Genomic DNA, 21,707 nt, shown 5'->3' with positions numbered 1-21,707 from the left:
ATTTACAGGTCAGCAGGGGCTTTTCTATGTATTCGGGGAGTGCCAGAATGGGGAGAGCCCCACCGTACACTATGCACGGCGGGGCTCTCTTTACCTCAGTAGCTCTCTCGCAAGCTCAGGCTAGGCGTTGTCCTCCAGCACCTCGAAGCGGGGGAGCGTACCCACCAGCTTCTGAGTCTCCAGCGAGACAGTCACCAGACGCTTAATCAGGTCGACGATGTACCGCGGGTTGTCGACGGCGCGGCAGTAGTCATTCGGGTCGTTCATGATGAGCGACTTCTTATCGGGCTTTACCTGGTAGCGGTCGATGACCCACTCCAACGCGGACCTGCCGTTCACCTGGTACTCGTAGGCTTCCTCCGGGATGCCCTTGAGGGTCAGGTGCCCGTTGTACTTGATGCGGGTCTTATCCTTCTTGGGCTCAAACTGCAACTTCTGCACCCGGTAGAACTCGAAGCGCTCCTCGAGGCTCTCGGGGGCGGGGGAGGAAGCCACCTCATCGAGAGGGTAGGGGTCCACGCTCTCGTAGCCCAGGTGAAGCTCGACCAGGGCGCGACCGGCGCGCGAGTACTCCCAGAAGCCCTTTGCCAGCGGGATGCGCGGGAGCATCTTCTTCAGGTCTGCGGCGTACTTCTTGCGGTACTCCGGGTGGTGTAGTAGCGCGTAGATGTAGTAAAAGATGTCTTCCTTCGCGATGCCCTCGTCACCATAGGTGCCGCGGTACGCGGCCAGCGTGGCGTCGGTAATGTTCTCCCTACGGGTGTAGCCGTCCACGACCTCGCCGCCGCCCAGGTTGAGGTTGAACCCTCCGTCATCCTCAACAATCGGCTCGTAGGTGTAGAGGCTGAAGGCCTGAGCATCTCCCACGAGGTGCAGGTCAGGTAGCGTGTCGGCAATAAGCACGCTGAAGTCCTTGGTGCCAGCGATCGAAGCGATAATCGCGATGTTCTCGTGCGCCGGGGTCGGGAAAAGATTCGGGAGCTTGTAGGTGCGGTGATTCAAGTGAGAATCAAAGTACACGAACTGCTTGCAAAACGGACGATACAGAGAATCACGAATTCTCCCTGCATCATATACCAATTTCCGCTTCTGATCGTAGTCCTTTTCTAGACTGGAAGACCACTTAATCTTTGTGGAATCCGTATCCTTCAGCCCGGTTACGAACTGTGCATTGTAGTTCTTAACCATGTAGGAAACATTTTCCTCGACAGCACGGGCCGAGAAGTTGTACACCCACGGGTCACGGTTCGTCTGCAGACCCGCTGAGTAGAGCTGGAAGACGCCCGGGGTGTTCGCCTTACCCTTGCTCTTCTTATCGCCGATGGGCTGGTAGGTGTCGTACTTCTCGTTGCGATGATCAATCCAGTCGGCAGCCTCGTTAGGAACGATGACCTCCCACTCGGTGTGCGCGATGGAGCCCTCCCGATCGATAATGCCGAGCTTCTCCTCGCGGCTCAGGTAGTCACCAATATCGCGGTAGTGCAGCACGGCTTCGCCCGTATGCGAGGGATCCTTTACGAGCACGCAGATGGCGATAGAGGTGCGTGAACCCCCACCAAAGACATTGCCTGCCTCGCGCTTGCGGGCCTGACCGGAAATGTTGATGGCCTGACCACGCAGGTTGTACACGTAGATTTTTGAAAATTCGTCCACCAGGCACTTGCGCAGGCCGTCCGCCGTATTGCCGTCGATGAAGGAACCGTTGGAGACGAAGGCAATCACGCCGCTGTCCTTCACGCGGTCAGAGGCCCAGCGAATCGCGCGAATGTACGAGTCGTATAGGCTTCTCATGTTACTGCTACTGGAGTGCTTGGCATAGGTCTCGGCGACGCGCTCGTGTAGCTTGGGGTACTTCTCGTTCTGGTTATTATCGTTGGCCTTTTTCTGACCCACTGAATATGGCGGGTTCATCACAATCACCCGAATATCCTGCTCAAGCTCACGCTCCGCGCGCTCGCTATTGGCACGGAACGCCGGCAGGTTCAGGTGATGCGAAGACTCGGAGAGCTGGAAGGTATCGGTCAGCACCATGCCGTTAAACGGCACGTACTCCGAGCCCAGGCCGTGCTCCTTCGCCACCTCGCCGTACACCGTCTCGATGTTAATCGCCGCGATGTAGTACGAGAGCAGTACAATCTCATTCGCGAACAACTCACGGGTGTACTTACGCTCCAGGTCCTCAGGGCGAATCAGGCCCAGCTGCAGCAGGCGGGTGATGAACGTACCCGTGCCCACGAAAGGCTCGATAATGCTCACACCTTCATCAGACAGCGACTTGCCGAAGGACTCCCGCAGAGCCACATCCGCCGAGCGGAGGATATAGTCCACCACCGGAACCGGGGTAAAGACAATACCCAGACGCTCTGCAATGCGCGGGAAGGCGTTCTGGAAGAACTTATCGTAGAGATCCTTAATCACGTGCTGCTTCGCCGCCGCGCTATCAAGGCCCTTCACGCGGCGCTGAACCGACTCGTAGAACGCCGACAGCGACTCGCGCTCCTTCTCGAAGGCTGCGTTCGCGTTCAGGTGGTCCACCACGTTCTGCATAGCCAGCGAAATCGGGTTCAGCTCGGTAAAGCGGTGCCCGGCGAACATCGCGTCAAAGACAGGCTTCGTAATCAGGTGCTGAGCCAGCATTTCGATGGCCTGCTCTTCGTCAATCGAGGGGTTCAGGGTCTGCTGCAGGCCCTCCACAAACTGAGCGAAGACGGTGCGCAGCTCGCTTTCGGGGCTCGCCTCATCCAGCAGGTGACGAATCATCGTGATGTGGCGGCCCGCGATGGTCGCAATATCCTTCGACCAGTCACTCCAGTACTCGCGGGTGCCCACCTTGTCCACGATCTTGGCGTACACGCCGTCCTTCCACTTCTTGGCGGGGAAGGTCAGGGTCGTCTGCACGCCCGGGGTGATAGAATCCTCCGGCGCCTCGGTATCATTCGCGCCGATGCTGTCCTTCTCCTTCTTCGGAGCCAGATCAACGGTCTGCACAATAATCGACTCGGGGTCGGAGGCGTTCAGCTCAATCTGGTGAATCGTCGCGTCCATGCGCTCATCGTGCGCGCGGAGAGCCTGCAGCACCTGCCACACCACCTTGTAGCGGTCGTTATCATTCAGCGCCTGAGCGGTAGACACGCCGTCAGGAATAGCAATCGGCAGAATAATGTAGCCGTACTTCTTACCCTCTGCACGGCGCATCACACGGCCCACAGCCTGAATGACATCCACCATCGAGTTGCGGGGGTTCAGGAAGAGCACCGCATCAAGGTTCGGAACGTCCACACCCTCGGTCAGGCAGCGGGCGTTCGTCAGGATACGACAAATCGGGCCCTCCTCATTCGGCTCCTGCTTGAGCCAGTTCAGGAGCTCGGCACGGCTCTGCGCGTTAAAACCGCCGTCAATGTGGCGAACCTGCACTCCCAAATCGTCAGTCGGGTCGTCGTTTTCGGGTCTGCGCAGGTTAATATGCACGAGATCCTCGAACTCACGCTCAATCTTCTGGGAATCCTTAATAGAACGGTTGAATGCCACTGCGCGCTTCATGGGGGCAATGTCATCGCCGAAGGAAGCCTCCAGCTCGCCGCTGCGGCGCTTGGCGAGGCCGTTCCAACAACCCACCAGCTTCGCCACGTCGTCAATGACGAGTTCGTTGGATTCGTTAGCCAGAAGGCTCTGGAAAGAGGTCGCAACCTGAGACTCGGAAACGCCCAGCACCAGAACCTTGTAATCGGTCAGCAAACCCTTCTCAACAGCCTCACCAAAGCCGATACGGTAGAACACCGGACCGAAGGTATCCATGTCATCCATAGAACAGAGCACGGCGGCCTTCTCGCTCGCCTGGAACTTCGTGTCCTCATTAAAAATCTTGGGGGTAGCCGTCATGTAGACGCGCTTGCGGCCCGACACACACGTATCGTCGTGAATCTTCACGAAATTCGACTCCGACTCGTCCGCCAGGGTCACACCGGTCGTGCGGTGCGCCTCATCGCAAATAATCAGGTCAAACTCGCCAATGCCCGCATCCTGAGCCTCGGACACCGCGTCAATAGAGTGGTAAGTAGAGAAGACCACCTCGAGGCCCTCATCCAGCGGGTTGGCGTTCATCGCGTTTGCCAACGCGGCACCATCCGTCGTCGCGGGTAGCTGCAGGTCCTCAACACGCAGGTCAGCCAGGTCTGCATTAGCGCCACCACGCTTCTTCTCGCGGCCCACCTTCGAATCGGAGCACACCGCATAAGCATGGAACGGACCCTCAATCTCGTTCGAGAACTCCGAAATGGACTGCGACATCAGCGCCAAGGAAGGCACCATAAAGAGCACGCGCGCGTGACCGCCATTCTGCTCGGCAAACTTCTCAGCCAAGCGAATAGCGGTAAAAGTCTTACCCGTACCGCAAGCCATAATCAGCTGACCGCGGTCGTTCTCCTGCAGACCAATCAAGGTATTCGTAATAGCTCGGTCCTGGTGCGGGCGGAGCTCCTTATGCGGCTTGTGACCAACCTGCTGCTCGCTCGGGTCATCCAGGGAATAGGTCGACCAATCGATATTAGAATCACGGAAATTCTGCAGGCCCATGCGCTGCACAGGGAAGCGCTGCTCCTCCAGCATCTTCTCCGCATTCTTCGACCACTTATCGGTCGTGGACACAATAATGCGGTGCGTAAACGGCTCACGACCAGAAGCCGAAATAAAGGAATCGATATTTTCCTTAGCAATCGTGCTCTGCTCATCGTAGAACTTGCACTGAATAGCGGTTACGCCGCCGTCAACATTCTCAGCCACCAGGTCGATACCAATATCGCCGTAGCCCTCGCGGCCCTCCCACTCGTTCCACAGATGCACACCCTTGTACAGGCGGCTCTGGATACTGTCCTGGGTCAGGAACAGCTTAGTCAGACGTTCCAAACGGTCACCCTGTTCGCGGGTATTACGGGCAGTATCTCGAAGCTGATGAATCAAGCTGTCAAAGTCCCTCGACGTCTTCGTCGAAACGTCGGCAGGGGTGCCGGAGGCGGTCATGAACTCTCCTAAATGGTGTGAGTTGATAGAGATGTAACCTCTTCATCTTATATTGCGGCGGGTCAGATAGCCTCTCCAACGGTTATTGGGGCTCTCCCCGGTCCAATGTGTGGTGAACTTACCGAGGGTACGCGCCGGTCAGGAAGTCTTTCTATGCGTTGCATGCAAGTGAGCGGTCTCTCGCCGAACCTGAACGTAGCCTGTGAATGTGGTACCCTACTAGAAGCACAAAACCTTTAAATCCGTCCCGTGAGGCGGGGAAGGAGACGGCTATGCCTGGGTCAACTGTACCCACATCCGGCGCGAATCAGGGGCGAAATCTAACCGCAGCCCCCCATTCGGCAACCCCTCAAAGCACCTCCGAGGACGCGACCACCGTCGGCCGCACCATCCTCAGCGAGGACGAAATCCGCCGCGCCCTCACCCGCATCGCCTACGAAATTATTGAAACCAATAAAGGCGTAGAAAACCTCGTACTCATCGGCATCCGCTCCCGCGGCGTGCCCCTCGCCGTACGACTCGCCGCCCGCATCCAAGCCATCGAGCCGAACTTCAACGCAGAAACACGAATCGGCGCCCTGGACATCACCGCCTACCGCGACGACCAGCGAACCGGTGGCACCACCTCCCTAGAAACCGCAGGGGAAAGCATCATGCCCACCATCGGCATTGAAGGCAAAACCGTAGTCCTCGTTGACGACGTCCTCTACTCCGGCCGCACCGTACGCGCCGCCCTCGACGCACTCAACGCCCACGGACGACCCGCCCTCGTACGCCTGGCAGTCCTCGTAGACCGCGGACACCGGCAACTACCCATCCGCGCCGACCACGTGGGCAAAAACCTGCCCACCAGCGCCAGCGAAACCGTGCGCGTCGTACTGACTGAAACCGACAACGCAACAGACCGAGTTGACATTATCCAGCTGGGAGGGCTCTCATGAAGCATCTGCTCGACACCCGCGAACTAACCCGCGAAGAAGCCATCGAAATCCTTGACGTCGCCGACTACATGGCGCAGGTCAAAGCCGAAAACCGCACCCTCAACGTGCTCAACGGCAAGACCGTCGTCAACCTCTTCTTCGAGGACTCCACCCGAACCCGCCTCTCCTTCGAAGCCGCAGAGAAGCGCCTGGGCGCCGCCGTCACCAACTTCTCCGCATCTGGCTCCTCCCTGTCTAAGGGCGAGTCGCTCAAGGACACCGCGCAGACCCTCAAGGCGATTGCCGCGGATGCGTTCGTGATCCGCCACTCGGCATCCGGCGCACCGCAGCGCCTCGCCGAGGCAGGTTGGACCGACATTCCCGTGCTTAACGCGGGCGACGGCACCCACGCACACCCCACCCAGGCACTGCTCGACGCCGTATCCCTGCGCCAGTACAAGGCAGAACGCGACGGCCTCGACAGCCCCCGCGGCACCGACCTGTCCGGCATGCGTGTGCTCATCGTCGGCGACATCCTGCACTCGCGTGTGGCACGCTCCAACCTCTGGCTGCTGCACACCCTCGGCGCACAGGTCGTCTTCGTCGCACCGCCGACCCTGCTACCGCTGAATACCGCCTCCTGGGTTGAAGAAGCCGGCCTGGAAATCTTCCACGACTTCGACGAAGCCATCGCCACCAACCCCGACGCCGTCATGCTGCTGCGCATCCAGAAGGAACGCATGAACGCCGCGTACTTCCCCTCCGCCGAGGAGTACACCGAGCTGTGGGGCCTGACCGCCGAACGCTTCGCAACCCTGCAGGCACAGCCGCAACCGGTCGCAATCCTGCACCCGGGCCCCATGAACCGCGGCCTGGAAATCTGCACCGAAGCAGCCGACGCCACCAACTCCTGGGTCCTGCGCCAGGTCAGCAACGGCGTGGCGCTGCGCATGGCGGTGCTCTACCTGCTTCTGACCGACGGCTCCAGCGCCAAGCTCTACGCCGGCGACGAATCCTAAACGACCTTCCTAACGAGAGGAACCAACACCATGAGCAAGTACCTGATCAAGGGCGCAAGCCTCTACGGCGAAAAGGTCGCCGACATCCTCATCGAGGACGGCGTGATTAGCCGCATCGCAGAGAACATCGACGCCGCAGACGCACAGGTCGTCGAGGCGGCAGGCCAGGTGGCACTGCCCGGTCTGGTCGACATCCACACCCACCTGCGTCAGCCCGGCTACGAGGCATCCGAAACCGTTGAGACCGGCACCCGTGCAGCAGCCCTGGGCGGCTACACCGCAGTGTTCGCCATGGCAAACTCCATGCCCGTGGCAGACACCGCCGCAGTCGTTGAGCAGGTTGACCGCCTCGGCAAGGAATCCGCATGGTGCCGCGTGCAGCCCATCGGCGCAGTAACCGTGGGCCTGAAGGGCGAGCGCCTCTCCGACATTGGCGGCATGGCGAACTCCACCGCGAACGTGCGCGTGTTCTCTGACGACGGCATGTGCGTGTACGACCCCGCCGTGATGCGCCGCGCCCTCGAATACGTCAAGACCTTCGACGGCGTTATTGCGCAGCACGCGCAGGAGCCGCGCCTGACCGAAGGCGCCCAGATGAACGAAGGTAAGGTGTCCGCTGACCTGGGCCTGGCCGGTTGGCCCGCCGTCGCCGAAGAGGCAATCATTGCCCGCGACGTGCTGCTGGCTGAGCACCTGGACTCCAAGCTGCACATCTGCCACCTGTCCACCAAGGGCTCCATTGAGGTCGTGCGCTGGGCCAAGTCCCGCGGCGTGAAGGTGACCGCGGAGGCAACCCCGCACCACCTGCTGCTCACCGACGAGACCGCACGCACCTACGACCCGGTCTTCAAGGTGAACCCGCCGCTGCGCACCGAAGAGGACGTCATGGCGCTGCGTCAGGCAGTTGCTGACGGCATCATCGACGTGATTGGTACCGACCACGCACCGCACCCGGCAGAGACCAAGGAATGTGAGTGGGCGTGCGCCGCGAATGGTATGACCGGCCTGGAGCAGGCGCTGTCCATCATCCAGATGACCCTGGTTGACACCGGCATGATTACCTGGCGCGATGTGGCACGCATCCTCTCTGAGGAGCCCGCGAAGATTGGTCGCCTGGACCACGAGCAGGGCCGCCCGCTTGCCGAAGGTGAACCGGCAAACATTGTGCTGGTCGACCCGAAGGCAACCCGCGTAATCAAGCCGGAGGAGCAGGCAACCAAGGGCAAGAACAACCCCTACCGCGACATGGAGGTACCCGGCTCGATCCGTGCAACCTTCTACGCTGGCCACCCGACCGTGCTGAACGGCGAGCTGGCAACCCCGCGTCGCTAAACCCGCGAGGCGAACGTACGTGGTGACCGTGCCTGGCGGTGGTAGGTTCACGCCTGCCACCGCCTCGCCGGGAGCACCGCCCCCAACCTCACCAACCCAGGTCGAGATTATCGACCGAGACCCCAACCGAAAGAGAGAACCTTCGTGGGAAAGTTCCTGACCGCCGTCATCTGCATCGCCCTGGTCGCCCTGTGCATCTACGGCATGTGGCACGGATGGCGCTCGCGCCTGGCACGCCAGGCGAACATGTTCGGCTCCCTCAAGGAAGTTCCCGAACGCTACGAGGGCATGACCGCTGACGCCGCTTTTGAGGGCGAGTACGTCAGCACCACGATCTTCGGTAACTGGCTGGACCGTGTGGGTTTCGATTCGCTCGGATTTAAGAGCAAGTCCACCCTGCTGATTTACCCGGACAGCATCATCTTCACCCGTAACGGCGCGAAGGACCTGTGGATTCCGGCGAAGAAGCTCGCAGTCATCACCACCGACCGCGGTATGGCGGGTAAGGTTGTGGAGAAGAACGGCCTGGTCGTGATTGGTTGGACCCTGGACGGTCACCGCGTGCAGACCGGCTTCCGCACCCGCTACGCCGAGGACAAGCAGGCGGTACTGCGGGAGCTGCGCCGCATCGCCCCGAACGCGGTGGATGCGCCCGAGAAGTGGGCGGCAGAACCGGAAGCCTAAATCCCGGTGTAATATCCCGGCGCAATATCCCTGCGCACCCACACCCATAGATTTTGCCCCACGGCAGGCGAAAACCCCGCCGAAGGCACCATAGACTACCCCGGAACTTGCACGGTAGAGGCCGTACAGGAAGCGGGGGAGAACACCAGAGAAAAGGAAGAAGAGCATGACTGACATGACACGATCCGGCGCCCTGCGTACGGACCGCGCGCTGCTCGTCCTGGAGGACGGCACCGTCTACCGCGGCTACGGCTACGGCGCAACCGGCGCGTCCCTGGGCGAGGCGGTTTTCTCGACCGGTATGACCGGCTACCAGGAAACCCTGACCGACCCCTCCTACGCGGGTCAGATTGTGGTTCAGACCGCTCCCCATATCGGCAACACCGGCGTGAACACCACCGACGCTGAGTCCCGCAAGATTTGGGTTGCCGGCTACGTGGTTCGCGACGCAGCACGCGTGGCATCCAACTGGCGTTCCGAGCGTACCCTCGACGAAGAGCTCATCGAGCAGGGCATCGTCGGTATTCAGGGCATTGACACTCGCGCCCTGACCCGCCGCCTGCGTTCGAGCGGTTCGATGCGTGCGGGCGTGTTCTCCGGTGAGCACGCAGAACGCCCCGAAGCTGAACTGCTGGAGGAGGTGCGCGCCTCCGAGCCGATGGCTGGCCGTAAGCTCGCTGACTCCGTTTCGGTTGACACCGCCTACACCGTTGAGCCGCACCAGTTCAACTGGTTCGCACCCCCGGTCGCAACCATCGTCGCCCTGGACCTGGGCATCAAGTCGATGACCCCGCAGCGTTTCGCTGAGCGTGGCGTGCGCGTGCACGTGCTGCCCGCAAGCGCAACCCTCGAGGACATCTACTCCCACAACCCCGACGGCGTGTTCTTCTCCAACGGCCCCGGTGACCCGGCAACCGCTGACGAGCAGGTTGAGCTGCTGCAGGGCGTGCTGCGTAAGGGCACCCCGTTCTTCGGCATCTGCTTCGGTAACCAGCTGCTTGGCCGCGCCCTGGGCTTCGGCACCTACAAGCTGCCCTTCGGCCACCGCGGCATCAACCAGCCGGTCATGGACAAGACCACCGGCAAGGTCGAAATCACCGCGCAGAACCACGGCTTCGCTGTGGACGCGCCGATTGGCGACTACGTGACCGCACCGAACGCCGAGTTCGGTCAGGTCATGGTCTCCCACGTGGGTCTGAACGACAACGTGGTTGAGGGCCTGACCTGTAAGGATATCCCCGCGTTCTCCGTGCAGTACCACCCCGAGGCTGCCGCGGGCCCGCACGATTCCGCCTACCTCTTTGACCGTTTCATCGACCTGATGGTCGCAACCAAGACTGCAAAGGAAGCATAAATGCCTCGTCGTACTGACCTTAATAGCGTCCTCGTCATCGGTTCCGGCCCCATCGTCATCGGTCAGGCAGCGGAATTTGACTACTCCGGCACTCAGGCGCTGCGCGTGCTGAAGGAGGAGGGCGTGCGCGTCATCCTCGTGAACTCGAACCCGGCAACCATCATGACCGACCCCGAGTTCGCGGACGCCACCTACATTGAACCCATCACCCCCGAGGTGATTGAGAAGATCATCGAGAAGGAAAAGCCGGACGCAATCCTGCCGACCCTGGGTGGTCAGACCGCGCTGAACGCGGCTATCTCCCTGGATGAGCGCGGCGTGCTCTCCAAGTACAATGTTGAGCTGATCGGCGCGAACATTGAGGCGATTAACCTCGGTGAGGACCGTGAAGCATTCAAGGGCGTGGTAGAGCGCGCCGGCGGCGAGTCTGCCCGCTCGGTGATTGTTCACTCCATGCCGGAGGCGCTGGAAGCCGCTAAGGAGCTGGGCTACCCGATGGTGGTCCGCCCCTCCTTCACCATGGGTGGTCTCGGCTCGGGTATGGCGTACAACGAGGAAGACCTCTACCGTATTGCCGGCGCCGGTATTCAGTACTCGCCGACCAGCGAGGTCCTGCTGGAGGAGTCCATCCTCGGCTGGAAGGAATACGAGCTGGAGATGATGCGTGACACCAACGACAACGTCGTGGTCGTCTGCTCCATCGAAAACTTCGACCCCGTGGGCGTGCACACCGGTGACTCCATTACCGTGGCACCCGCACTGACTCTGACCGACCGTGAGTTCCAGAAGCTGCGCGACATCGCGATCAACGTGATTCGTGAGGTTGGCGTGGACACCGGTGGTTGTAACATCCAGTTTGCGATCGACCCGAAGACCGGCCGCATCATCGTCATTGAGATGAACCCGCGTGTGTCTCGTTCCTCGGCGCTCGCGTCGAAGGCTACCGGCTTCCCGATTGCGAAGATTGCGACCAAGCTGTCTCTGGGTTACACCCTGGATGAGATTCCGAACGATATCACCCAGAAGACCCCGGCGTCCTTCGAGCCGACCCTCGACTATGTGGTTGTGAAGGTTCCGCGCTTTGCGTTTGAGAAGTTCCCGGCTGCTGACCCGACCCTGACCACCACCATGAAGAGTGTTGGTGAGGCTATGGCTCTGGGCCGTAACTTCACTGAGGCTCTGCAGAAGGCGATGCGTTCGCTGGAGCAGAAGGGTGCGTCCTTCTCGTTCAAGCCGCTGTCCCTGTCTGAGGCTGAGCTGGCTGAACTGATTGAGAAGACTAAGGTTCCGACCACTCAGCGTATCTACCAGGTTCAGCAGGCTCTGCTGGCTGGCGCTACCGTGGAGCAGCTGCACGAGGCGACCAAGATTGACCCGTGGTTCCTGGATCAGCTGGTGCTGCTGAATGAGGTTGCCGGCGTGGTTCACGCTAAGCGTGACAACCTTGACCCGGAGACCTTGAAGCTGGCTAAGCGTCACGGTTTCTCGGACGCTCAGATTGCTGAGATTATCGGCTCTTCTGAGGATGTTGTGCGCGGTGTTCGCCACGCTCTGGGTATCCGCCCGGTCTTCAAGACTGTTGACACCTGTGCAGCCGAGTTTGAGGCGTTCACTCCGTACCACTACTCCTCCTACGACCTGGAGGATGAGGTTGCGCACCACGAGAAGCCCTCGATTATGATTCTGGGTTCGGGCCCGAACCGTATCGGTCAGGGTATCGAGTTCGACTACTCCTGTGTGCACGCTTCGCTGGTGCTGCGTTCGCTCGGCTACGAGACTGTCATGGTCAACTGCAACCCTGAGACTGTTTCGACTGACTACGATATTTCGACTCGCCTGTACTTTGAGCCGCTGACCCTTGAGGATGTGCTTGAGATTGTTGAGTCGGAGCGTCGTACCGGCGGTCTGATGGGCGTGTTCGTGCAGCTGGGCGGTCAGACTCCGCTGAAACTGGCTCGTGCCCTGAAGGATGCGGGCGTGCCGATTCTGGGCACCACCCCCGAGGCTATTGACCTGGCTGAGGACCGCGGCGAGTTCTCCCGCGTGCTGGAGGAGGGCGGCCTGATTTCGCCCAAGAACGGTACCGCGTTCACTTTCGAGGGTGCTAAGCGCATCGCTGACGAGATTGGTTACCCGGTTCTGGTTCGTCCTTCGTACGTGCTGGGTGGCCGTGGCATGGAGATCGTCTACGATGAGGCGAACCTGGCACGCTACCTGGAGAACGCTACCGAGGTTTCGCCTTCGCAGCCCGCTCTGATTGATAAGTTCCTTGAGGACGCTATCGAGATTGACGTTGACGCCCTGTTCGACGGCGATGAGCTGTACCTGGGCGGCGTCATGGAGCACATTGAGGAAGCCGGTATTCACTCGGGTGACTCTTCCTGTACTCTGCCTCCGATTACTCTCGGCCCGGACATCATCGCGAAGGTGAAGGACGCTACCGAGAAGATTGCTCGCGGCACCGGTGTGCGCGGCCTGATTAACATTCAGTTCGCGTACGTGTCTGAGAACCTGTACGTGATTGAGGCGAACCCGCGTGCGTCTCGTACTGTTCCGTTCGTGTCGAAGGCTACCGGCGTGCAGATGGCTAAGGCTGCTGTGCTGATTGGTCTGGGTAAGAGCATTGCGGAGCTGAAGGCTGAGGGTTACCTGCCGTCGAACATGGATGGCGCATCCTTGCCGGAGGAGACCGCGATTGCTGTGAAGGCTGCGGTTCTGCCGTTCGCTCGTTTCCGCACTCCCGAGGGTGTTGTGGTGGATTCGCTGCTGAGCCCGGAGATGCGTTCGACCGGTGAGGTCATGGGTCTGGATAAGCACTATGACACCGCGTTCGCGAAGGCTCAGGCTGGTGCTGGTTCGCCGCTGCCGACCTCCGGTAAGGTGTTCATTTCGGTGGCTAACCACGATAAGCGTAACGTCATTATTTACGCGAAGATGCTGGAGTCGCTGGGCTTTGAGATCGTTTCGACCGGTGGTACCGCTGAGATTCTGCGCCGTAACGGCTTGAACTCGGTGATTGTGGCTTCGAAGTTCGCTGAGGCGAATGGCGACCACTCGATTGTGGACATGGTCCGCAACGGTGACATTGACCTGATTCTGAACACCCCTGCCGGTGGTGCTGCTCGTAGCGATGGTTACGAGATTCGTGCCGCTGCGGTTTCGGTGGGCTGCCCGGTCATGACTACCATTTCTGAGTTCGCTGCGGCTGTTCAGGCGATTAATGCTCTGCGTGAGCACAGCTGGGACATCATGAGCCTGCAGGAGCACGGCGTTCAGCTGGCTGCCGCTGTGGATGCTCGTTCCGAGGGTGGCGAGGCGTAATGTCCGCTGCTTTTGGTGATCGTCTGGCGAAGGCGATGGCGGAGCGCGGCCCGCTGTGTGTGGGTATTGACCCGCATCCGAACCTGCTGGAGCAGTGGGGTCTTGAGGATTCTGCTGCCGGTCTGGCTGCTTTTACTGAGGCGGTCTATGAGGGTTGCGCACCGTTTGCGGCGGCGTTGAAGCCTCAGGTGGCGCTGTTTGAGCGTCACGGTTCGGCTGGTCTTGCTGTGCTGGAGGCGCTGTTTGCCCGCGCTGCCGCTGATGGTGTGCTGATTGTTGCTGACGCTAAGCGTGGCGATATTGGTTCGACCATGAAGGCGTACGCGGATGCGTGGCTCGGCTCCTCGTCGCCGCTGGGTACCGATTCGGTGACTTTGAGCCCGTACCTGGGTTTTGAGTCGCTGCGTCCAGCGCTGGATTTGGCCGCTCAGAATGACCGCGGCACGTTCGTGTTGGCGTTGACCTCGAACCCTGAGGGTAAGAGCGTTCAGCACGTGGGCGCGTCGGAGTCTGGTCATTCGGGTGAGTCTGAGGGCGCTGTGGCTAAGCGTATTATCGCTGCGGCTACCGCTGAGAATGCTTCCCGCCAGTGGGAGCAGATGGGCCCGTGCGGCCTGGTGGTTGGCGCGACCGTTGGTCAGGCGCTGGTTGATTTGGGTATTGACCTGAGCGTGTTCAACGGCCCGATTCTGTCGCCGGGTTATGGTGCGCAGGGCGCTTCGGCGGCTGATTTGTACCGCGTGTTTGCCGGTATTGAGTCGCAGGTGCTGGTGAATTCCAGCCGCGGCGTGCTCGCTACAGGCCCGTCGGTTGAGGGTTTGGCGCAGGCTGCGCAGGCGGCTCGTGATGACCTGTTGGCGGCTCGCGGCGCATAGTTCGCGTGTTGCGTGAGGGGCGTGTGCTCCGGGTGGATTCTGTTGAGGGTCTGCTCGGGGTGCGCACCCCTTTTGCGTGCCTGGTTTTTCTATTGGTAGTTTGTGCCGGTAGCGCGGCAGTTTTGGGTGTTTTATCGCAATTTTTGGGTACATCCGCATGCATAATTTTGCCGCCGCACACTCGCGCCGATGCGAGTTTTCTCACCTCTGTAGTGGGGGAGTGTGTTTCCGTCAAGACTCACGCCCGCGGTTCCGCTTTTGATAGGGCGAATACTCCGCTATGCTATAGGGGTACTCCCTGATATTTACGTGCTGACGTGCGTAGACGCATTGTTGGTGCGAGGGGGAGTGCCGCGGGTGGAACGAGGGTTCTCGTGCTATCCGTGTTACATTAGTTGATAAGTAAAATTCTATAACTCGCAGAAATGGGGGACCCAACCATGCCGCTGACTCCGCTAACTGAGGATGCGCGCGCCTCCGCCCGCGAGAAGGCAGTACTTGCCCGAGCACACCGCCAGGAAATTAAGCGTGCACTGAGTGAACGTGAACTTTCCGTGCGTCAGGTGCTCGATATGGTCGATTCCGACCCTGCACTGGCTAAAATGCCGGTGGGGCAGATGCTGCGCGCACTTCCGGGCATTGGTGCCGTTCGCGCTGAACGCATCATTGAAGAACTTCATATTGCACCGACTCGCCGCCTTGGCGGCCTTGGTGTACACCAGCGTCGCAAGATGGTGGAGTACTTCAACCGTAATTCGCGGTATTTGAACCGTGCACGTCGTAAGACTGCTGGTCAGTCTTCCGAGTCTTCTCAGTCCTAATACCTCGTGCCTTCAGCCGATGAAGGCGCAGTAAGGAAGCTATGTCTCAGCCGACTCTCACCGTACTGGCTGGCCCCACTGCTGTTGGCAAGGGTACGGTGTGCCAGTACATTCGTGAGAACTACCCGAACGTGTGGTTCTCTGTTTCCGCTACTACTCGTGATCCTCGCCCCGGTGAGGTTGACGGTACTCACTACTATTTCGTTTCGATGGAAGAGTTTGACCAGATGATCGCTGACGGTCAGATGCTTGAGTACGCTGTGGTGCACGGTAAGAACAAGTACGGTACTCCGCGCGCTAAGGTTCAGGAGGCTCTGGATGCTGGTCGCCCGGTGATTCTTGAGATTGACCTGCAGGGTGCTCGCCAGATTCGCGAGACCATGCCTGATGCTCGCCTGATTTTCTTGGCTCCTCCGAGCTGGGATGAGCTGGTGTCGCGTCTGGTGGGTCGAGGTACAGAGAGTGAGCAGGAGCAAGCTCGTCGCCTTGAAACCGCGAAGGTTGAGTTGGCTGCTGAGAAGGAATTTGACGTCACGGTCGTCAACGACTCTGTTGAGCGTGCAGCGAAGGAGATTGCTGAGCTGATTGGCGCCGCCTAATCTGCATGCTTTGCGTTTGCGGTGGGGCTAGAGTTTCTTCCGACCTGTAGTTCTGCCGTGAGGCGTTGTGAAGGGTGGGGGTTTCGAAGAGTTTTCTTCGGGCCCCCACCTTTTTGGCTGTGCTGACACCTTTTGTCCAGGCTGGTACGTGCGTTTTAGCCGTTGAGAGGGTAGAATAGTTCTTTAGTTTTGACCGTGCCCTCAGTCTGCCCGGTTTGCGCCATAGCGCGAACGGTGTGCGGGGGCGTTCGGTACGTACATTCCATCAAGCTATTTGGAGTTTTTAGTGGCAAACGAAATCAAGGAACACGAGGACTACAACTTCGTTGACGGTGTCGCTCCCGAGGGCATCGTGAGCCCCAGCGCTGACGCGCTGATTGAGAAGGCGGAGTCCAAGTACGGCCTGGTGATTTTCGGTGCCCGCCGTGCACGCCAGATTAACGCGTACTACGCTAACCTGCAGGACAATACTGCTGCGCACGTTGGCCCGCTGGTTGACGCTGAGTCGAATGAGAAGTCCCTGTCGGTGGCAATGCGTGAAATCATTGCTGACCGTGTTGTGGCGGAGCACCGCCCGGACGTTAAGTTCGACGAGGACGGCTACCCGATTCCCGAGGATCTGTCCGCTGTGATTGATTTCAGCGCGGCTGAGTTCTCTGGCGCTATCGAGGAGGAGTACATCCCCGCAGGTAGCGAAGAGGTTATTGCTATCGAAGAGGTTATCCTCGACGAGTCCGCTGAGTAATCTGCTTTTTACAAGGATTCTTTGACGTACCATGCGCATTATCGTTGGTATTGGAGGGGGCATTGCTGCGTATAAGGCGGCGATGCTCCTTCGTCTTTTTGCGAAGAATGGCGACGAGGTGATCGCCATGCCCACCCCGAACGCGACGAAGTTCGTGGGTGTTCCTACTCTGGAGGCGCTGAGCGGCAACCCCGTCTCAACGGACGTGTTTGACCGTGTACCGGAGGTGAACCACGTGCGTCAGGCCGAGCAGGCTGACGCTGTGGTGGTTGCCCCGGCGACCGCTGATTTGCTGGCTCGTTTGGCGGCTGGTCGTGCGGATGATTTGCTGTCCTCTACGGTGTTGACGACGCACGCGCCGGTGATTTTGGCGCCGGCGATGCACACCCAGATGTGGGAGCATCCGGCGACTCAGGCGAATGTGCAGACTCTGCGTTCGTGGGGTTATCACGTGATTGAGCCTGCGATTGGGCGTTTGACGGGCCCGGATTCTGGTCCGGGTCGCATGCCTGAGCCGGAGGATATTTTCGCGGTGGCTCTGGACGTGATTGCCCGCTTCCCGAAGGGGCAGGTGCACCCGGTGTACACGCCCGGTTACGCGCCGACTGAGCCCTTGTACACGGGTACGGAGCAGGAGCGTATGGCGGCGGCGCGTGCGGCGACGCTGACTTCGGCGCTGCTGGGTCAGGTTGATTCGGGCAAGGCAACTGGCGCATCCGAATCGTTGCGTGGTCCTCTGGCGGGTCGCCTCGTGGTCATTACCGCTGGCGGCACCCGTGAGGCACTGGACCCGGTACGCTTCCTCGGCAACCGTTCGACCGGCAAGCAGGGTGTGGCGCTCGCGGAGGCGGCACGCGACCTGGGCGCGACCGTGCACCTGATTGGTGCGAACCTTGAGGTTCCCGTGCCGGAGGGTGTGCAGGTGACCCGCGTGGTGAGCGCCCTGGAGCTGCGTGAGGCGACCCTTGAGGCGAGCGCGGCGGCGGATGTGCTGATCATGTCTGCGGCTGTGGCTGATTTTAGGCCCGCCGAGTTTGCCGAGTTCAAGATTAAGAAGAGCGCCGATTCTGAGGATGCGCCGGTGATTCAGCTGGTGCGCAACCCGGATATTCTGCGTGAGGTCGTGGTGCGCCGCCAGCAGACTCGTGAGGCGGGGGAGAGCACCCTCGGTCCGAAGCTCATTGTTGGTTTTGCGGCAGAGACCGGTTCGGCGGAGAAGACTCCGTTGGAGCTGGGCCGTGAGAAGCTGCAGCGTAAGGGCACGGACTTCTTGGCGGTCAATACGGTGGGTGTGAATCGTGGTTTCGGCACGGACGATAACACGATTACGTTGCTGTCGACTCTGAATGATGAGGCGCCGGTGTTCTCCGGTTCGAAGAAGGAGCTGTCGGTGCGTCTGTTGGAGCATGTGGCGGCGTTCCTGCCTAAGCTTTCTGCCTGAGAATCCTCATGCGTCCGCGTAGCTACTCAGCTGGTGCGCGCTTGCTTACATATCTTCAAAGCCCGTGCGGTACTTCCTGTGGGAGGTATCGTGCGGGCTTTGCTGTACCCTGCAGACTCTGCTGTACCCTGCAGACTCTGCCGTCCGCCTCCTTCTGTAGACCCCTCGGAGAGCATTATGTGCAAGCACTTGTGATGCGGGTTTCTTTCTTCTGGGGTTCCTTCCGGGGTTCGCCGGGGGAGCGTCTCATATTTCTGTCATACTGGTGAAATTTCTGACCGTACCCCCGAACCGTCAGATAAAGGTCTTGTATCATGGCATAGAGAGTATTTCGCGTTGAAGGGGAAGAAGCACCATGCCCGTGAATCAGAGCAAGCCCGCCACGGTACAGTCCGCCCAGAGTGAGGAGCGTCCTCAGATTCTGGTGATCACCGGTATTTCCGGTGCAGGCCGCAGCACTGTCGCAAATGTACTGGAGGATGAGGGCTGGTACGTTATCGATAACATCCCGCCGCAGATGCTCGGTTCCCTGGCTGAGCTGGTGACCCGTGACGGTGCACGAGTTCCGAAGGTGGCGCTCGGCATTGACGTTCGTGCCCGCGCGCTGTTCTCCGATCTTCCCGCTGCGATTGAGACTCTGCGCAAGTCCGATATTGACTTCTCCATGCTCTTCCTTGACGCCAAGGACGAGACCATTATCGCCCGCTACGAGGCTCAACGCCGCCCGCACCCGCTGCAGGGTGAGGGCCGCGTCCTAGACGGTATCCGCGCTGAACGCACTCTCTTCGAAGGTCTGCGCCTCGCTTCTGACCGCACCATTGACACCACCGGCATGAACGTTCACGAGCTGGCTCGTACCGTGCGTGAAATGTTTGCTGAGGGTGCGGATAAGAAGCTGAATCTGACCGTGATGAGCTTCGGCTTCAAGTACGGTGCGCCGTCGGACGCTAACTACATGGCTGATATGCGTTTCATCCCGAACCCGCACTGGGTTCCGGAGCTGCGCCCCCTGACCGGTCAGGACGCCCCGGTGCGCGACTACGTGCTGGAGCACGCTGGTACCGAGGAGTTCATCAGCAACTACCTTGCGGCTCTTCGCCCCGTGCTTGAGGGCTACCGCCGTGAGGGTAAGTACTACGCCACCATCGCAATTGGCTGCACCGGTGGTAAGCACCGTTCCGTGGCTGTGACGGAGGAACTGGCTCGTCGTCTCTCTGCTTTCGGTGAGCTGAACGTGAATGTTCAGCACCGCGACAAGGGTCGCGAGTAAGTTCCGCCCGGCGCGTCCCAACCACCGCGTCGTGTTTCATTAGCCGCCGTCCGGCCCCGCACACCGTGGGGCCGGCATACCATTCCTTCCGGGTATGTGAGGTATTACTATGTCCACCCATTCGACCAGTTATGACACTCAGGGTATTCCGCGCCTGCCGGCTTTGCCGACTCAGGCTCTGCGCCTGTTGAAGACCACGCACCGTTCGCCGAAGGTCACGGCGATGGGCGGCGGCCACGGGCTGTACGGTTCCCTGTCTGCGTTGCGCCACGTCACGCCTGATTTGACGGCTGTTGTGACGGTTGCTGACGATGGCGGTTCGTCGGGTCGTTTGCGTGAGGAGATGGGTATTCTCCCTCCGGGAGATTTGCGTATGGCGCTTTCTGCACTGTGTGATGACACCGATTGGGGTCGCACGTGGCGTGATGTGATGCAGCATCGTTTTAGCGCGCCCGAGGGTTACGAGGGCGAGTTCCCGCTGGATTACCATGCTCTCGGTAACCTGCTGATTGCGACTCTCTGGCAGTTGCTGGATGACCCGGTTGCCGGCCTGGACTGGGCGGGTGCCCTGCTGAATGCGCGCGGCCGCGTGCTGCCGATGGCGCTGGATCCGATGGTCATTTACGGCACCGTGCTGCGTGAGCATAACGGTGGTGGTATTGAGCGTGTGAAGGTGGTCGGTCAGGTGAACCTCTCGAAGGAGGAGCGGGTTCACGATATTGGTCTATCTCCCGCAAATGCGCGTCCTTGCCCGGAGGCGCTCTCCGCTATTGAGGAATCCGATTGGATTGTTTTGGGCCCGGGTTCGTGGCGTACGTCGGTTCTGCCGCATCTGCTGTTGGATGCTCAGCGTGAGGCGATTATCCGCACGGAGGCGCGCCGCTGCGTGGTCATGAACCTCTCCGACGATAAGGAGACGGTCGGCTTCACCCCGGCAACGCACCTGGATTTGTTGCGCCAGTACGCCCCGAAGCTTCACCTTGACGCGGTGATTGCTGACGCTGACATGCAGGCTGATCACCGTTCCGAGCTGGAGCGTGAAGCTTCTGCGATGGGTGCGAAGGTTGTGTGGGCGCATCTGCGTTCGAGCTCCCAGCCGAATGTGCACGACCCACTGAAGCTTGCGGCTGCGTACAACGAAGCGTTTGAGCTGAGCTCCTAGAATCACCGTTGCGGCTGCTATTTTGGTGTGCCCTTTTTACCGAATTTATAGACTTTAAACACTACGCCTAGAAGGACCTGTTCATGGCATTAACCACGCTCGTCAAGGACGAACTCGCCAACTACGAGGCAACGAAAGTCTCTGCTCGTAAGGCAGAAATCTCTACGATTCTGCGTTTTACCGGAGGCCTGCACATTGTCTCGGGGCGAATCGTGGTGGAGTCTGAGGTCGACCACGAGGCAACCGCCCACCGCATGCGCCGCACCATCGCGGAGATTTACGGCCACGACTCTGAGCTGACCAGCGTCAGCGGTGGTGGCCTGCGTCGAGGCGGCCGCTACATTGTGCGTGTGGATCACGGCGGTGAGGCGCTGGCTCGCCAGACCGGTCTACTGGATCTGCGTGGCCGCCCGGTGCGTGGCCTGCCGCCGGCTGTGGTGAACGGCTCCCTGCAGGACGCCGAGGCGGTCATGCGCGGTGCGTTCCTGGCGCACGGTTCGCTGACTGAGCCGGGTCGTTCCTCCTCACTGGAGATTACCTGCCCCGGTCCGGAGGCTGCGCTTGCGCTGGTGGGTGCGGCTCGTCGCCTGGACATTATTGCGAAGGCACGCGAGGTGCGCGGCACCGACCGTGTGGTGGTGCGTGACGGCGAGACGATTTCGCAGCTGCTGGAGCGTATGGGCGCGACCGGCACCCTGACCACGTGGCGTGAGGCGCGCACCCGCAAGGAGGTTCGTGCGACTGCGAACCGTCTGGCGAATTTTGATGATGCGAACCTGCGCCGTAGCGCTCAGGCGGCTGTTGCGGCGAGCGCCCGCGTGGAGCGTGCCCTGCAGATTCTGGGTCATGAGGCGCCGGATCATCTGCGCTATGCCGGTGAGCTGCGTGTGCTGCATAAGCATGCGTCGTTGGATGAGCTGGGTCGTCTGGCTGATCCGCCGATGACGAAGGACGCGATTGCGGGCCGTATTCGTCGCCTGCTGGTGATGGCTGATAAGCGTGCTTCGGAGCTGGGTGTTCCGGGTACTGAGTTGCCGCGTGAGGACTAAGCGAGGGCTAGATTCTGCTCTTAAACGGTGCGGGAAGCTCGTGTGGCTGAGGTGTTTGTGACGGTTTTGTGACAAACCATAACCCGCTGTTTTTGAACA

At 60.2% G+C, this 21,707-nt stretch carries 15 protein-coding genes; 14 read left to right on the top strand and 1 reads right to left on the bottom strand.

Translation table 11 applies throughout. From position 1 onward, the window contains the following. Positions 1-120: 120 nt before the first annotated feature. Positions 121-5,016: a DEAD/DEAH box helicase gene (locus HMPREF2884_RS06950; protein ID WP_070616379.1), complete on the bottom strand. Its 4,896-nt coding sequence runs from the start codon at positions 5,014-5,016 to the stop codon at positions 121-123. 272 nt (positions 5,017-5,288) lie between these two features. Between HMPREF2884_RS06950 and pyrR the strand changes: the two genes are divergently transcribed. From pyrR to whiA, 14 genes are all read left to right on the top strand, one after another. Next, entirely contained in the window at positions 5,289-5,957 is a 669-nt protein-coding gene (pyrR, locus tag HMPREF2884_RS06945) for a bifunctional pyr operon transcriptional regulator/uracil phosphoribosyltransferase PyrR (RefSeq protein WP_070616378.1), read from the top strand. Then, complete coding sequence (locus HMPREF2884_RS06940) at positions 5,954-6,955, top strand: aspartate carbamoyltransferase catalytic subunit (protein WP_070616377.1); 1,002 nt, start codon at positions 5,954-5,956, stop codon at positions 6,953-6,955. The genes pyrR and HMPREF2884_RS06940 overlap by 4 nt, the downstream gene beginning before the upstream one ends. A 30-nt stretch (positions 6,956-6,985) precedes the next feature. After that, positions 6,986-8,287 carry a dihydroorotase gene (locus tag HMPREF2884_RS06935; RefSeq protein ID WP_070616376.1) on the top strand — a complete coding sequence of 434 codons (1,302 nt, stop codon included), beginning with the start codon at positions 6,986-6,988 and terminating at the stop codon, positions 8,285-8,287. Between the two features lie 144 nt (positions 8,288-8,431). Next, a complete protein-coding gene (locus HMPREF2884_RS06930) occupies positions 8,432-8,971 on the top strand; it encodes a PH-like domain-containing protein (protein WP_005508722.1) in 540 nt (179 codons plus the stop codon). 166 nt (positions 8,972-9,137) lie between these two features. Further along, positions 9,138-10,325 (top strand): glutamine-hydrolyzing carbamoyl-phosphate synthase small subunit, encoded by a 1,188-nt coding sequence (carA, locus tag HMPREF2884_RS06925; protein WP_049327218.1) that lies wholly within the window; start codon positions 9,138-9,140, stop codon positions 10,323-10,325. Continuing rightward, positions 10,326-13,646: a carbamoyl-phosphate synthase large subunit gene (carB, locus tag HMPREF2884_RS06920; protein WP_049341909.1), complete on the top strand. Its 3,321-nt coding sequence runs from the start codon at positions 10,326-10,328 to the stop codon at positions 13,644-13,646. Continuing rightward, positions 13,646-14,521 carry an orotidine-5'-phosphate decarboxylase gene (gene pyrF, locus HMPREF2884_RS06915; protein ID WP_070616375.1) on the top strand — a complete coding sequence of 292 codons (876 nt, stop codon included), beginning with the start codon at positions 13,646-13,648 and terminating at the stop codon, positions 14,519-14,521. Before carB ends, pyrF begins: the two co-directional genes overlap by 1 nt. A 440-nt stretch (positions 14,522-14,961) precedes the next feature. Then, positions 14,962-15,342: an integration host factor, actinobacterial type gene (gene mihF / locus HMPREF2884_RS06910; protein WP_005508715.1), complete on the top strand. Its 381-nt coding sequence runs from the start codon at positions 14,962-14,964 to the stop codon at positions 15,340-15,342. A 41-nt stretch (positions 15,343-15,383) separates the two neighbouring features. Further along, positions 15,384-15,941, top strand: coding sequence for a guanylate kinase (gene gmk / locus HMPREF2884_RS06905; RefSeq protein ID WP_005505951.1), 558 nt, complete (start codon positions 15,384-15,386; stop codon positions 15,939-15,941). Positions 15,942-16,227: 286 nt separating this feature from the next. Next, the gene (gene rpoZ / locus HMPREF2884_RS06900; RefSeq protein WP_070616374.1) at positions 16,228-16,686 is read left to right on the top strand and encodes a DNA-directed RNA polymerase subunit omega; all 459 of its coding nucleotides are present in this window, start codon (positions 16,228-16,230) and stop codon (positions 16,684-16,686) included. A gap of 31 nt (positions 16,687-16,717) precedes the next feature. After that, positions 16,718-18,127, top strand: coding sequence for a bifunctional phosphopantothenoylcysteine decarboxylase/phosphopantothenate synthase (locus tag HMPREF2884_RS06895; protein WP_070616373.1), 1,410 nt, complete (start codon positions 16,718-16,720; stop codon positions 18,125-18,127). Positions 18,128-18,482: 355 nt separating this feature from the next. Beyond that, complete coding sequence (gene rapZ, locus HMPREF2884_RS06890; protein WP_049337430.1) at positions 18,483-19,397, top strand: RNase adapter RapZ; 915 nt, start codon at positions 18,483-18,485, stop codon at positions 19,395-19,397. 109 nt (positions 19,398-19,506) lie between these two features. After that, positions 19,507-20,559, top strand: a complete 1,053-nt coding sequence (gene yvcK, locus HMPREF2884_RS06885) for a gluconeogenesis factor YvcK family protein (protein WP_049345462.1) — start codon at positions 19,507-19,509, stop codon at positions 20,557-20,559. 83 nt (positions 20,560-20,642) lie between these two features. Beyond that, complete coding sequence (gene whiA / locus HMPREF2884_RS06880; protein ID WP_005505961.1) at positions 20,643-21,608, top strand: DNA-binding protein WhiA; 966 nt, start codon at positions 20,643-20,645, stop codon at positions 21,606-21,608. Positions 21,609-21,707 lie beyond the last annotated feature (99 nt).

It is taken from the genome of Rothia sp. HMSC073B08 (genome assembly GCF_001812975.1).
In the GTDB taxonomy this organism is placed as follows: Bacteria; Actinomycetota; Actinomycetes; order Actinomycetales; family Micrococcaceae; genus Rothia; species Rothia mucilaginosa.
The sequence above is the reverse complement of the archived record's forward strand: the minus strand, read 5'-3'. Positions and strand labels throughout refer to the sequence as shown.

Coding starts and splice junctions, on each gene's coding strand:
- pyrR (WP_070616378.1), top strand. CDS start 5,289: ATGCCTGGGTCAACTGTACCCACATCCGGCGCGAATCAGGGGCGAAAT.
- HMPREF2884_RS06950 (WP_070616379.1), bottom strand. CDS start 5,016: ATGACCGCCTCCGGCACCCCTGCCGACGTTTCGACGAAGACGTCGAGG.
- HMPREF2884_RS06940 (WP_070616377.1), top strand. CDS start 5,954: ATGAAGCATCTGCTCGACACCCGCGAACTAACCCGCGAAGAAGCCATC.
- rapZ (WP_049337430.1), top strand. CDS start 18,483: ATGCCCGTGAATCAGAGCAAGCCCGCCACGGTACAGTCCGCCCAGAGT.
- pyrF (WP_070616375.1), top strand. CDS start 13,646: ATGTCCGCTGCTTTTGGTGATCGTCTGGCGAAGGCGATGGCGGAGCGC.
- carB (WP_049341909.1), top strand. CDS start 10,326: ATGCCTCGTCGTACTGACCTTAATAGCGTCCTCGTCATCGGTTCCGGC.
- whiA (WP_005505961.1), top strand. CDS start 20,643: ATGGCATTAACCACGCTCGTCAAGGACGAACTCGCCAACTACGAGGCA.
- HMPREF2884_RS06935 (WP_070616376.1), top strand. CDS start 6,986: ATGAGCAAGTACCTGATCAAGGGCGCAAGCCTCTACGGCGAAAAGGTC.
- gmk (WP_005505951.1), top strand. CDS start 15,384: ATGTCTCAGCCGACTCTCACCGTACTGGCTGGCCCCACTGCTGTTGGC.
- HMPREF2884_RS06895 (WP_070616373.1), top strand. CDS start 16,718: ATGCGCATTATCGTTGGTATTGGAGGGGGCATTGCTGCGTATAAGGCG.
- carA (WP_049327218.1), top strand. CDS start 9,138: ATGACTGACATGACACGATCCGGCGCCCTGCGTACGGACCGCGCGCTG.
- yvcK (WP_049345462.1), top strand. CDS start 19,507: ATGTCCACCCATTCGACCAGTTATGACACTCAGGGTATTCCGCGCCTG.
- mihF (WP_005508715.1), top strand. CDS start 14,962: ATGCCGCTGACTCCGCTAACTGAGGATGCGCGCGCCTCCGCCCGCGAG.